The sequence below is a fragment of the Streptomyces sp. LE64 genome, from assembly GCF_052606915.1.
The window spans coordinates 4,448,624-4,460,684 of record NZ_CP199708.1 but is presented as its reverse complement, the minus strand read 5'-3'; the positions used below and the strand labels follow the sequence as shown (position 1 = coordinate 4,460,684).

At 70.0% G+C, this 12,061-nt stretch carries 12 protein-coding genes; 1 reads left to right on the top strand and 11 read right to left on the bottom strand.

Features of this window, described 5'->3' with window-relative positions; translation table 11 throughout:
- Window positions 1-64: 64 nt before the first annotated feature.
- From ACSMX9_RS20185 to ACSMX9_RS20155, 7 genes are all read right to left on the bottom strand, one after another.
- Window positions 65-259: a hypothetical protein gene (locus ACSMX9_RS20185; RefSeq protein WP_351240863.1), complete on the bottom strand. Its 195-nt coding sequence runs from the start codon at window positions 257-259 to the stop codon at window positions 65-67.
- A gap of 1,051 nt (window positions 260-1,310) precedes the next feature.
- Window positions 1,311-2,408, bottom strand: a complete 1,098-nt coding sequence (locus ACSMX9_RS20180; RefSeq protein ID WP_445403042.1) for an ABC transporter ATP-binding protein — start codon at window positions 2,406-2,408, stop codon at window positions 1,311-1,313.
- Between the two features lie 67 nt (window positions 2,409-2,475).
- Window positions 2,476-3,450: an ABC transporter ATP-binding protein gene (locus ACSMX9_RS20175; protein ID WP_445395772.1), complete on the bottom strand. Its 975-nt coding sequence runs from the start codon at window positions 3,448-3,450 to the stop codon at window positions 2,476-2,478.
- Window positions 3,451-3,463: 13 nt separating this feature from the next.
- Window positions 3,464-4,441, bottom strand: a complete 978-nt coding sequence (locus ACSMX9_RS20170) for an ABC transporter permease (protein WP_351240859.1) — start codon at window positions 4,439-4,441, stop codon at window positions 3,464-3,466.
- Window positions 4,434-5,357: an ABC transporter permease gene (locus ACSMX9_RS20165; RefSeq protein ID WP_445395770.1), complete on the bottom strand. Its 924-nt coding sequence runs from the start codon at window positions 5,355-5,357 to the stop codon at window positions 4,434-4,436. Before ACSMX9_RS20165 ends, ACSMX9_RS20170 begins: the two co-directional genes overlap by 8 nt.
- A 96-nt stretch (window positions 5,358-5,453) precedes the next feature.
- The gene (locus tag ACSMX9_RS20160; protein ID WP_445395768.1) at window positions 5,454-7,091 is read right to left on the bottom strand and encodes a peptide ABC transporter substrate-binding protein; all 1,638 of its coding nucleotides are present in this window, start codon (window positions 7,089-7,091) and stop codon (window positions 5,454-5,456) included.
- Between the two features lie 143 nt (window positions 7,092-7,234).
- The gene (locus ACSMX9_RS20155) at window positions 7,235-7,648 is read right to left on the bottom strand and encodes a hypothetical protein (protein WP_445395766.1); all 414 of its coding nucleotides are present in this window, start codon (window positions 7,646-7,648) and stop codon (window positions 7,235-7,237) included.
- Between the two features lie 68 nt (window positions 7,649-7,716).
- Here ACSMX9_RS20155 and ACSMX9_RS20150 point away from each other — a divergent pair, with 68 nt between their 5' ends.
- Window positions 7,717-8,358, top strand: a complete 642-nt coding sequence (locus tag ACSMX9_RS20150) for a TetR/AcrR family transcriptional regulator (protein WP_445403041.1) — start codon at window positions 7,717-7,719, stop codon at window positions 8,356-8,358.
- 77 nt (window positions 8,359-8,435) lie between these two features.
- Here ACSMX9_RS20150 and ACSMX9_RS20145 read toward each other — a convergent pair whose 3' ends face one another.
- The 4 genes from ACSMX9_RS20145 to ACSMX9_RS20130 form a co-directional block, all read right to left on the bottom strand.
- Window positions 8,436-9,089, bottom strand: a complete 654-nt coding sequence (locus ACSMX9_RS20145) for a hypothetical protein (RefSeq protein ID WP_445395764.1) — start codon at window positions 9,087-9,089, stop codon at window positions 8,436-8,438.
- On the bottom strand, window positions 9,086-9,628 hold the full coding sequence (locus ACSMX9_RS20140) for a SigE family RNA polymerase sigma factor (protein WP_351240847.1): 543 nt from the start codon (window positions 9,626-9,628) through the stop codon (window positions 9,086-9,088). The genes ACSMX9_RS20145 and ACSMX9_RS20140 overlap by 4 nt, the downstream gene beginning before the upstream one ends.
- A gap of 221 nt (window positions 9,629-9,849) precedes the next feature.
- Window positions 9,850-11,013: an ABC transporter ATP-binding protein gene (locus ACSMX9_RS20135; protein WP_445395762.1), complete on the bottom strand. Its 1,164-nt coding sequence runs from the start codon at window positions 11,011-11,013 to the stop codon at window positions 9,850-9,852.
- Entirely contained in the window at window positions 11,006-12,061 is a 1,056-nt protein-coding gene (locus ACSMX9_RS20130; protein WP_445395760.1) for an ABC transporter ATP-binding protein, read from the bottom strand. Before ACSMX9_RS20130 ends, ACSMX9_RS20135 begins: the two co-directional genes overlap by 8 nt.

Here is a 12,061-nt window from a genome sequence, read left to right as displayed (position 1 = left end):
GCATCCCGCTCGAAGGGGGCCGTCTCCCCCACCGGGGAGACAGGTCACGCGGTGCGGGAAAGTGTTAGAAGTTGATGTCGCCGATCATGCCCGCGACGTTCGAGGTGACCTCGGTGATCGTCGGGGCGATCGAGGAGCTGGCGAGGTAGAAGCCGAGCAGCATGCAGATGACGGCGTGACCGCCCTTCAGTCCCGACTTCTTGATCAGGATGAAGACGATGATCGCCAGCAGCAGCGCCGCCGAAATCGAGAGTGCCACGGCGGTTCACCTCCTAAAAGACCGTCACGGAATACGAGCGTCGGACACCCGGGTTGGTACCCACCTTGCGTTACGGATCATAACTTTCCGCGTGATCGCAGGGATCGCACAAGGTCGGCTCACGGCAGCACAGGGGGGCGCATTGCGTCCCGTGCCCGTCGGATGGCCTCCGAGCCCCTGCCCTTCCTCCGTCAGTATGCCCGCACCCGACGGTTCACCCTGGGTGCACCCCAGACCTCCACGGTGTCACCAGACGGGGATCGCGTCATTTTTCCGCGGCCCCGAACCGGCACCGATCGGAACGAATGTTCTCCGGGTACGTGACGTTCCGACAGGTGCCGCGCGGGCGGTCGCCGGTCCGGCGGCGTTGCCGTCGGAGACCCGGGCGCACGTGGCCCCCGTTGAGCAGGCACGTCACGAACGCGGCCGGGAGGCCGCGGGCGGCACCGTCGACCCCACCGGGGGCGCCGTCGCGGAGTTGGCGGTTTTCGCCCGCTCCAAAGGGGCGTCGGGCACCCGGCAGCTTCCGCGAACGCCCCGCGCCGGACGGCCGGCACCCGGCCCGTGCGGTGGAGGGCGCGCCGCACGGCGTGCGCACCGCGGGTTCTCGCCCCGCGCGTGATCCTCACGGAGGGGGGCACGCGAAGGGCGACGTGCGCCGTCCCGCTCCCCCTCCGAGCAGCCGCGCCGACCGGGCCCGCAGGGGCCGTCCGATGTGAACACCGCACGATGGCCCCCTGTCCGTACTGCTGGATCCGTATCCCGGACCGGATGGACGAAGGGTGCTCTCGGCGCAGAATGCGTACCCGAACTCAGCGGGTCCGCCGGGGTCGTCGCGGACGGCCGCGGGGCACCGGGGCGTTCCCGTGCGGGACGCACCGCACCGCTCGTCGCCGCTGGTGCACGCGGGTGCTCGGGCCGGGGTGAGCGGGGACCGACCGGGGCGTCATGGTGTGTGCTCCCCGGCCGGTCTACGGCACCCGCACGGCCGTACGACGCGCAGCCTGTCGCGGCCGCGTATCAGCGCCGTGGCGGGGGAGTTGCCGGGGTGTTAACGGTCCTCGGCGGGCGGGTCGGCCGGGTCCGGGGGCACCGCGGGAGGCTCGTCCTGCCGGGGTTCCGGTGGGACCACCCGTTTCTCCTCCGCGAAGTGGCAGGCGGAGGCGTGGGCCGCCGGGCCCGTGGCGTACCGGAACTCCGCGGGCACCGCCAGCAGCGGGACCTCCAGTGCGCAGCGTTCCTGGGCCTTCCAGCAGCGGGTGCGGAAGCGGCAACCGGAGGGCGGGTTGGCCGGCGAGGGCACGTCACCGGTGAGGATGACGCGTTCCCGGTGTTCCCGTGCGTCCGGGTCGGGGACCGGGACGGCGGAGAGCAGAGCCTGGGTGTAGGGGTGGGTCGGGTGGTCGTAGATCTCGGTGTCGGTGCCGAGTTCCACGATCTTGCCGAGGTACATCACGCCGACCCGGTCGGAGATGTGCCGGACGATCGACAGGTCGTGCGCGATGAAGATGTAGGACAGGTTGAACTCGCTCTGCAACCGGTCCAGGAGGTTGATCACCTGGGCCTGCACCGAGACGTCGAGGGCCGACACCGGCTCGTCGGCGATGATGATCTCGGGGTTGAGGGCGAGGCCGCGGGCGATGCCGATGCGCTGGCGCTGGCCGCCGGAGAACTGGTGCGGGTACCGGTTGATGTACTCCGGGTTGAGGCCGACCACGTCCAACAGTTCCTGGACCCGGTGACGGCGGTCGCCCTTGGGCGCCACCTCCGGATGGATGTCGAACGGCTCCCCGATGATGTCACCGACCGTCATCCGCGGGTTCAACGAGGTGTACGGGTCCTGGAACACCATCTGGATGTTCCGCCGCACCGCCTTCAACGCCCGCCCGGACAACGTGGTGATGTCCTGGCCCTTGTACCGGATGACCCCGGCGGTGGGGCGTTCGAGGTGGACGAGGGTCTTGGCGACGGTGGACTTGCCGCAGCCGGACTCGCCCACGATGCCCAGCGTCTCGCCCTGGTACAGGTCGAAGTCGACGCCGTCGACCGCCTTGACCGCACCCACCTGCTTCTTGAACAGGATGCCCTGGGTGAGCGGGAAGTGCTTGACCAGTCCCCGCACCTCCAGGATCGGTTCGCCGCGGGCCACGGGCGCGTCGAGCGCCTCGACCCGTTCCTCGGCCGCGGACGCGGGGGGTTCGGTGGGGGTGACCGGGTCAGCCACGGAGCGTCTCCCTCCAGAAGTGGCAGGCGCTGCGGCGTTCGGCGGACACCTCGGCCAGCGGCGGTTCGTCGGTGCGGCACACGTCCTGGGCCATCGGGCAGCGGGGGTGGAAGGCACAGCCGGAGGGGATGCGGGTGAGGTTGGGGGGCAGGCCCTTGATGGCGAAGAGTTCGCGGCCCTTCTGGTCCAGGCGCGGGATCGATTCCAGCAGCCCCTTGGTGTAGGGGTGGGCCGGGGCCTTGTAGATGTCGTGGACGGGGGCGGTCTCCACGATGCGGCCGGCGTACATGACCGCGATCTTGTCCGCCACGTCCGCCACCACGCCCAGGTCGTGGGTGATCAGGATCAGGCCCATGGTGTACTCGCGCTGGAGCTCCGCGAGCAGGTCCATCACCTGGGCCTGCACCGTCACGTCCAGCGCCGTGGTCGGCTCGTCCGCGATGATCAGGTCCGGCTCCAGGGCCAGCGCCATCGCGATCATGATGCGCTGCCGCATGCCGCCCGAGAACTGGTGCGGGTACTGGGTGACGCGCTCGGCGGCGGCCGGGATCTTGACCCGGTCCATGAGTTCGACGGCCTTGGCCCGGGCGTCCTTGCGGGACAGCCCCCGGTGCACCCGGAACATCTCGCCGAGCTGTTCCCCCACCGTCAGTACCGGGTTGAGCGAGGACAGGGCGTCCTGGAAGATCATGGCCATGCCGGCGCCGCGGACCTTGCGGCGGGCCTCCTCCTTGAGCTTCAGCAGGTCCTCGCCCCGGAAGAGGACCTCGCCGCCGGTGATCCGGCCCGGCGGGGTGTCGAGGATGCCCATGATCGCCTGCGCGGTCACCGACTTCCCGGACCCCGACTCGCCCAGCACGGCCAGCGTCTCCCCGGCGTCGACGGTGTAGCTGACCCCGTTGACCGCGCGGGCGACGCCGTCCCGGGTCCGGAACTCCACTCGTAGGTCGCGGACGTCCAGCAGCATCGCGGTGGCCTCCTCAGCGCAGCTTGGGGTCGAGGGCGTCGCGCACCGCGTCGCCGAGCATGATGAACGCGAGCACGGTGACGGCCAGGGCCCCTGCGGGCCAGAGCAGTGCGTGCGGGGCGTTGCGGACGTACGGGGAGGCGGCGGAGATGTCGATGCCCCAGGAGACGGTGGGCGGTTTCAGTCCGACGCCGAGGTAGGACAGGGTGGCTTCCAGGGAGATGTAGGTGCCCAGGGCGATGGTCGCGACGACGATGACGGGGGCCACCGCGTTGGGGGTGATGTGCCGCAGCAGCATGCGGGAGTTGGAGGCGCCGAGGGCGCGGGCCGCCTGTACGTAGTCGTTCTGCTTGGCCGTGATGACGGAGCCGCGGGCGATCCGGGAGATCTGCGGCCAGCCGAGCAGCACCATGAAGCCGATGACGGGCCAGACGGTGTTGCTGGTGACGACGGAGAGCAGGACCAGGCCGCCGAGGACGACGGGGATGGCGAAGAACATGTCGGTGAGTCGGGAGAGCAGTGCGTCCCACGCTCCGCCGAAGAACCCGGCCAGTCCGCCGAGGACGGAGCCGAGGAGGGCGACCCCCAGGGTGGCGCACACACCGACGGTGACGGAGGTCCGCGCCCCGTACACGGTCCGGGTGTACACGTCGCAGCCCTGGCCGTTGAAGCCGAAGGGGTGCCCCGGTTCGGAGCCCTTCTGCGCGTCGGCCAGGTTGCAGCTGAGGGGGTCGCCGGAGGCGATGGCGCCGGGCCAGAGCGAGATGAAGACGAGGAAGAGGATGACCAGCCCGGAGATCAGGAAGACCGGGTTGCGCCGCAGGTCGTGCCAGGCGTCGGACCACAGGGAACGCGGTTTGCCGGTGGGGCCGGTGCCGAGCGGGCCGCCGGGGGTGCGTTCCAGCGTCTCGCCCTCGGCGGTGGCGAGGTCCATCGCACCGCCGGCGCCGGTCGAGGCGATCGCCGTGTCGTCGGGCGGTTGCTCAGGCATAGCGGATCCTCGGGTCGAGTACGGCGTACAGCAGGTCGACGAGCAGGTTCGCCACCAGGAAGACGAGGACCAGGACCGTCACGAAGCCGACCACCGTCTGGGTGTTCTGGCGGAGGATGCCTTGGTAGAGCTGGTAGCCGACGCCGTGGATGTTGAAGATGCGCTCGGTGACGATCGCCCCGCCCATCAGGGCGCCGATGTCGGTGCCGATGAAGGTGATCACCGGGATCAGCGAGTTGCGGAGCAGGTGCCGGGTCACCACGCGGCGCCGGGGCAGGCCCTTGGCGACGGCGGTGCGCACGTAGTCGGCGCGCCGGTTCTCCGCGATGGAGGTGCGGGTGAGCCGGGTGACGTACGCGAGGGAGACGGAGGCGAGGACCAGGCCGGGGAGGATCAGCTCGTCGAAGGGCGCCTCCGGGGAGACCGAGGGGCGGATCCAGCCCCACTCGACGCCGAGGAGCAGTTGGAGCAGCAGACCGGTGACGAAGGTGGGCACCGAGATCACGATCAGGGTGAGGACCAGCACTCCGGTGTCGACGGGGCGGCCCCGTTGCAGACCGGTGACCACGCCCAGGGAGATGCCGATGACGATCTCGAAGACGATCGCCACGATCGTCAGCCGGATGGTGACCGGGAAGGCGGAGGCCATCAGTTCGGTGACCGGCTGCCCGTTGAAGGCGGTGCCGAAGTCGCCGGTGAAGACGTTGCCCATGTAGGTGAGGTACTGCTGCACCAGGGGCTTGTCGAGGCCGAACTCCTTCTCCAACCGGGCGGCGGTCGCCGGGTCGCAGGCGCGCTGACCGCACAGGCCCGCGATGGGGTCGCCCATCACGTTGACCATCAGGAAGATCAGCAGGGTGGCGCCGATGAAGACGGGGATCATCTGTAGCAGACGCCGGATCACATAGCGTCCCATGAACCGCTCCGGGGGTCGTGGTGTCCGGGTGGGCCCAGGCGCGCACCGACGCGGGTGGCGACGGTGCGCCCGGGGCGCGGGCCGGGCCGGTCGGTGTCAGCTGACCTTGATCGCGTTGTAGACGGGCACGCTGAACTGGTTCAGCTTCACGTTGGAGACCCGCTGCGAGTAGCCGGCGCTGCCGTTCTGGTACCAGAGCGGAATGGCGGCCATGTTGTCCCGGACCACGCCTTCGGCCTCCTGGAACAGTTGGACGGCCTTGGCCTGGTCGGTCTCCGCGTTGGCCTGGTTGACGAGTCGGTCGAAGTCCTTGTTGGACCACTTGCCGTCGTTCGAGGAGGCGTTGGTGTAGTAGAGCGGTTGGAGGAAGTTCTGGATGAGCGGGTAGTCCATCTGCCAGCCGGCGCGGAACGGCCCGGACATCTTGCTCTCGGTGATCTGGTTGCGGAAGTCCGCGAAGGTGCCGATGGGGTTGCCGACGCAGGCGCGGCTGTTGCCCAGGGCGTTGTTGATGGAGTTGCACACGGCGTCCACCCACTCCTTGTGGGAGCCGGTGTCGGCGTTGTACGAGATCTTCACCTGGCCGCCGGGGAGCCCGCCGCCCTCCTCGACCAGCTTCTTGGCGGCGGCCGGGTCGTAGGTGCAGGAGTCCCCGCAGAGCCCGTCCTGGAAGCCGCCGTCCTCGCCGAGGACCGGGGAGGTCCAGTCGGTGGCCGGGGTCCGGGTCTTGTGGAAGATCGTCTCCGTGATCTGGTTGCGGTCGATCGCCCGGGAGAGCCCCTGGCGGACCTTCAGCACCTGGGGATCGGACCAGGCGGAGTCGTAGAAGGGGAAGGCCAGGGTCTGGATGATCCCCGCGGGGGTGTTGATGTACCGGTCCCCGAGGTCGGCGCCGACGTTGCCCAGTTGGGCGGCGGGGATGTCGTCCACCAGGTCGAGGTTGCCGGCGATGAGGTCGGTGTAGGCGGTGTTGTTGTCCGTGTAGACCTTGAGGTCGATCCCGCCGTTCTCGGCCTTGTCGTCGCCCGGGTAGTCGGCCCAGGCCCGCAGGGACATCTGGGAGCCCCGGGTGTAGGAGTCGACGGAGTACGGGCCGTTGCCCACCGGCTTGCTCAGCCAGGTGGCGTGGTCGTCGAAGAAGGCGCGGGGCAACGGGGAGAAGGCGGCGTACCCGAGGGTGTCGGGGAAGGTCGAGAACTTCTGGTTGAGCTTGACGGTGAACGTCCTGGGGTCCACGACCTTCAGCCCCGAGAGGGTGTCGGCGCTCTGTTCCCCGGAGTCCGGGTGGACCTTGTCGTAGCCCTCGATGTAGCCGAAGAAGTACGCGTTCTTCTGGTTGTTCTTCAGGCTCGCGCCGTAGTTCCACGCGTCCACGAAGGACTGCGCGGTGACCGCCTCGCCGTTGCTGAACTTCCAGCCGTCCTTGACGGTGACGGTGAAGTTCTGCGAGTCGGAGGTCTCGATCTTCTCCGCGAGCATGTCCTCGGCGGCGCCCGTCTCGGGGTTGTAGCGCTTGAGGCCGCGGAAGATCATGTCCAGCACCTTGCCGCCCTGCACCTCGTTGGTGTTGGCCGGCTCCAGCGGGTTCTGCGGGTCCCCCCAGGAGGAACTCACGATCCCGGAGCCGCTGCCGCCACCGCCGTCGCCGTCGCCTCCCCCGCAGCCGGTCGCCGTCGCCGCCAGGGCGACGGCGGTCGCTGCCGCGACCCAGGGGGCGCGCCTGACTCCACGCATGGAGTGCCTCCTCATCAGGTTCGCTGTTCACGTAGGCCCAAATATCACCTCACTCTTCGCATTCCGCACATTCAGCCCATCCGGGTGGGTGTACGACCGTCGGAGCGGGGAAGCCGCGCAGGGCCCGACGACCCCGCGCCCCCTCAACTCCCGACGCGGCCGGAGACCTCGGGCGCCGCCCTGGCCAGCAGGGCGACGAGCACCAGGGGCGCCACGATCTGGTAGCCGATCCAGAGTTCGCCCCCGACACCGCCGCCCTGTCGGGCGACGAACAGGGCGGCGGCGGTCAGCAGGGCCCAGCCGATGTCGTAGGCGACCATGAGCGGGAGGACCGTCCCCATCGGACGGCGCCGCACGTGACCGACCTCGATCACACCACCGATCAGCAGCGCCGTACCGGTGGCGAGCACCAGCGCCGTGGACACCCCGAGCCACTCCCCCAGCTCTCCGGCGCCCACCAGGAAGGCCGCACCGAGCAAGGCCTTGAACACCCCGTCGGCCACGGCCCCCGCCAGCAGCCCCCGCGACTCCCCTCCCGCGCTCCGTACCCGCGCCATGAAGTCCTCCCCGGTGCTCGATGTTCGACTTCCCGTAATCTCATTACGAGCATAATGAATTTATGCGAATGACGAGGGTCGAAGCCAGGGAACGCAATCGCCGGGCGTTGTTGGACGCCGCCTTCGAGGTGGTCTCCCGGGACGGATACCGGGCGAAGCTGGAGGAGATCGTCGAGCGGGCGGGGGTGACCACGGGCGCCGTCTACTCGCTGTTCGGTAGCAAGAGCGGGCTGGTGGTGGCCCTCGCCGCCGACTACCTGAAGCCGCACTACGAGGAGATCCACCGGACGGTCACCACCGAGATGGACCTCGGGGAGGCCGTGGACGCCTTCGCCCGTGCCTCCTGGCGCAGCGCTGCGGCGCCGAGCGGGCGGTCCGACGTGTCCCTTCAGATCACCCTCTTGGACATGGCCGTGCACGACCCCGAACTTGGCTCTCAACTCGCGGCGTCCATCCGGGCCCAGGAAGGACAGCTGACCTCCCTGTTCACCGACCGCGCGCACACCGACGGCACGGTGACGCCCGCTCAGGCCCGGCGCCTGGTGACCGCGCTCCGGGCGCTCTTCGTCAGCCTCCGCCAAGGGGTCGTCCTCGGGCTCGCCCCGGACGCCGACGAAGCGTACTTCGTGGCCGCCGCCCGGGCCCTCGTCTCCACGTCCTGTCTCTTGGAGCAGCCGCCGACCGCCGGACGCACGCACGATCCGCAGTGAGGACGGACCCGGAACGTCGTGCGGCGTGCGGGGCGTCGGAGCCCACCCCCCGATGGGCCCCGGCGCCGTCCACCCGGCTACGGCGGTCCGGGCGCAACGGTCTCGGTGAGCGTCAACCAGTCCTTACCGGGTTGGACGAGGACGGTCACCTTCTGCCCGTGCACGTCCCGCCCCTCGTACCAGGCGAAGGGAGGGCGGTCGACACCCAAGTCCTGGGCCTTGAGCCCACACGCCGCCAGCACCCGTTGGAGATCCTTCAGCTCCTCCTTCATCTGCCGGCCGGTGGCGTAGTGGGCCACGCGCGTCAGGGTGGACGAACCGCCGTCCTCGGATTCGTCGCCGTGGGCGAAGGAGTGGTGCCGTGGGGGGCCGGGACGGCCTTGCGGTTGCTCGCACTCCATCGAGGGCCACAGATCGGACATGCTGGACAGGCGCATGGTCGGCAGTCGTCGCGAGGACGTCGGCTTTCCCGGGGGCTCGACCACCTCGATCACGGGTATGCCCGCCGGCTGCACGGTGTCCTCGGGCGAGGCCGCGCTCCGCGCCGCCGCCTCGACTCCTCGGACCTCCTCCCCGGGCTGGTAGGCCCAGAAGGCGAACCCGGCGACCGCCGCGGCGAGGGTGCTGCCGCCCACCCTCCGGGTCCGCCGACGCGCCGCCCGTGCCCGGAGTTCCCGCGGGTCGGGCATCCGGACGATCGTGTCCTCCAGGAGCTCTTCCAGTCTGGTCATCGCGGGGCACCCCCGACGCCCAACAGCCCACTGCTCATCACGGCCTCCGCTTCCTTGTCGGTGAGGTGTTCGCCGAGGGTTCTGCGGGCGCGACTGAGCATGGTGCGCACCGCGCCGCTCGACGCCCCCGTCTCGCTGGCGATCTCTGCCACGGGGAGGTCCAGGAGGTGGTGGAGCACCACGACGCGTCGCTGTTGCGGAGTCAGCTCCCGTAGGGCGGCCACCAGGGCGACCCGGTCCTCCGTCGGCTCCGGCGCGTCCCTCGGCGGACCGTGGCGGAAGTGGGCCAGTATGCGACCGCGCGTCCTGCGCCAGGCGCTGATCGCCAGTCGGATCGCCACCCGGCGCACCCACGGCAGCGGGTCCCCGCTCCGCGTCAGCCTCGACCAGCGCTGCCACGCCCTGACGTACGCCTCCTGCACCGCGTCCTCCGCCTCCGCCAGATCGCCCGTCACCACGTAGACCGTGGCCACCAAGCGCTTCACGGTGGCGGCGTAGAACGCGTCGAAGTCCTCCGACGCCGCGGAACTCGTCGCCATGGTCACCCCCCGTCCCTCCCGCACGGACGGCCCTGCCGCCGTCCTGCCATAAGCACGCCCGGGCGGCGGGGAAGGTTACGCGGGGGACGCGGATCGGGTGGGTTCCGCCGATCGCCGTGCGCGGCGCTCCCCCGCGACCTCGTCCGCGCCCCCGCCCGGAGACCGGCGGTGTCGGGGGACCGGACGGACGTCCGACGGCGGTCGGTCGCGGGACGGCGGCGTCAGCCGGCGTGGACCACGTCCTTCTCCTCCGCGAAGTGGCACGCGGACTCGTGTGCGGCGAAGCTGTCCGTGCCCTGGAACCGCTCGGGGATCGCCAGCACCGGCACCTCCTCCGCGCAGCGGTCCTGGGCCTTCCAGCAACGGGTGCGGAAGCGGCAACCGGAGGGCGGGTTGGCCGGCGAGGGCACGTCACCGGTGAGGATGATGCGCTCCCGACGCTCCCGCGCGTCCGGGTCGGGGACCGGGACGGCGGAGAGCAGGGCCTGGGTGTAGGGGTGGGTCGGATGGTCGTAGATCTCGGTGTCGGTGCCGATCTCCGCGATCTTGCCGAGGTACATCACGCCGACCCGGTCGGAGATGTGCCGGACGATCGACAGGTCGTGCGCGATGAAGATGTAGGACAGGTTGAACTCGTCCTGGAGCTTCTCCATCAGGTTGATGACCTGCGCCTGGACCGACACGTCCAGCGCCGACACCGGCTCGTCGCAGATGATGATCTCGGGGTTGAGGGCGAGGCCGCGGGCGATGCCGATGCGCTGGCGCTGGCCGCCGGAGAACTGGTGCGGGTACCGGTTGATGTACTCCGGGTTGAGGCCGACCACGTCCAACAGTTCCTGGACCCGGCGACGGCGGTCGCCCTTGGGCGCCACCTCCGGATGGATGTCGAACGGCTCCCCGATGATGTCACCGACCGTCATCCGCGGGTTCAACGAGGTGTACGGGTCCTGGAACACCATCTGGATGTTCCGCCGCACCGCCTTCAACGCCCGCCCGGACAACTTGGTGATGTCCTGGCCCTTGTAGAAGACCTCGCCCGCGGTGGCCCGCTCCAGGTTCATCAGCAGCTTGGCGACGGTGGACTTGCCGCAGCCGGACTCGCCCACGATGCCCAGCGTCTCGCCCTGGTACAGGTCGAAGTCGACGCCGTCGACCGCCTTGACCGCACCCACCTGCTTCTTGAACAGGATGCCCTGGGTGAGCGGGAAGTGCTTCTTCAGCCCGCGCACCTGGAGGATCGGCTCACCGCGCTCGACCGGGGCCTCCAGGGCGGCGACCGCCGCGTCCTCGGAGGCGGCCTCGACCACCGCGACGTCGGAGACGTTCGGCGTGGCCTCCGCGCCCTGGGGCTCGTCGGACTTCGAGAGCTTCGGGGATTCAGCCATGGATCGTCTCCTTCCAGAAGTGGCAGGCCGAACGGCGGCCGGGCAGTTCGCCGCCGTCCCGTCCGGTCACCGGGTGCAGCGCGGGGATGTCCGTACGGCAGACGTCCTGCGCCGCCGTGCACCGCGGGTTGAAGGCACAACCCGACGGCACCCGCAGCAGGTTGGGCGGCAGGCCCTTGATCGCGAAGAGCTCCTGGCCCTTCTGGTCCAAGCGCGGGATCGAGTCCAGCAGCCCCTTGGTGTAGGGGTGGGCGGGGCGCTTGTACAGGTCGTGCACGGGCGCCGTCTCCACGATGCGGCCGGCGTACATCACCGCGATCTTGTCCGCCACGTCCGCCACCACGCCCAGGTCGTGGGTGATCAGGATCAGGCCCATGTTGAACTCGCGTTGGAGCTCCGCGAGCAGGTCCATCACCTGGGCCTGCACCGTCACGTCCAGCGCCGTGGTCGGCTCGTCCGCGATGATCAGGTCCGGCTCCAGGGCCAGCGCCATCGCGATCATGATGCGCTGCCGCATGCCGCCCGAGAACTGGTGCGGGTAGTCCGACACCCGGGAGGACGCGGCCGGGATCTTCACCCGGTCCATCAGCTCGATGGCCTTGGCCTTGGCCTCCTTCTTGGAGAGCCCCTGGTGCACCCGGAACATCTCGCCGAGCTGGTAGCCCACGCTCAGCACCGGGTTCAGCGAGGACAGGGCGTCCTGGAAGATCATGGCGATCTTCCGGCCGCGGATCTTGCGGCGCTCCTCGGCGGACATGGTCAGCATGTCCTGGCCGCGGAAGCGGATCTCGCCGTGCGGGATCTTCGCCGGGGGCATGTCCAGGATGCCCATGATCGCCTGCGCGGTCACCGACTTCCCGGACCCCGACTCGCCCAGCACGGCCAGCGTCTCCCCGGCGGCCACGCTGTAGTTCACGCCGTTGACGGCCTTGACCACGCCGTCCCGGGTGTGGAACTCGACGTGCAGGTCCCGCACGTCGAGCAGCAGGTCGTCGTCCGCGGCGCCCCGGGGGCCCGGGACCGGTGCGGTCTTCTCGATGGTGGTCAC

What these genes read in the sequence shown, in the direction of transcription:
- ACSMX9_RS20175 (WP_445395772.1), bottom strand. Translation starts at nt 3,450, where the DNA reads ATGCTGCTGGACGTCCGCGACCTACGAGTGGAGTTCCGGACCCGGGAC.
- ACSMX9_RS20170 (WP_351240859.1), bottom strand. Translation starts at nt 4,441, where the DNA reads ATGCCTGAGCAACCGCCCGACGACACGGCGATCGCCTCGACCGGCGCC.
- ACSMX9_RS20165 (WP_445395770.1), bottom strand. Translation starts at nt 5,357, where the DNA reads ATGGGACGCTATGTGATCCGGCGTCTGCTACAGATGATCCCCGTCTTC.
- ACSMX9_RS20160 (WP_445395768.1), bottom strand. Translation starts at nt 7,091, where the DNA reads ATGCGTGGAGTCAGGCGCGCCCCCTGGGTCGCGGCAGCGACCGCCGTC.
- ACSMX9_RS20155 (WP_445395766.1), bottom strand. Translation starts at nt 7,648, where the DNA reads ATGGCGCGGGTACGGAGCGCGGGAGGGGAGTCGCGGGGGCTGCTGGCG.
- ACSMX9_RS20150 (WP_445403041.1), top strand. Translation starts at nt 7,717, where the DNA reads ATGACGAGGGTCGAAGCCAGGGAACGCAATCGCCGGGCGTTGTTGGAC.
- ACSMX9_RS20145 (WP_445395764.1), bottom strand. Translation starts at nt 9,089, where the DNA reads ATGACCAGACTGGAAGAGCTCCTGGAGGACACGATCGTCCGGATGCCC.
- ACSMX9_RS20140 (WP_351240847.1), bottom strand. Translation starts at nt 9,628, where the DNA reads ATGGCGACGAGTTCCGCGGCGTCGGAGGACTTCGACGCGTTCTACGCC.
- ACSMX9_RS20135 (WP_445395762.1), bottom strand. Translation starts at nt 11,013, where the DNA reads ATGGCTGAATCCCCGAAGCTCTCGAAGTCCGACGAGCCCCAGGGCGCG.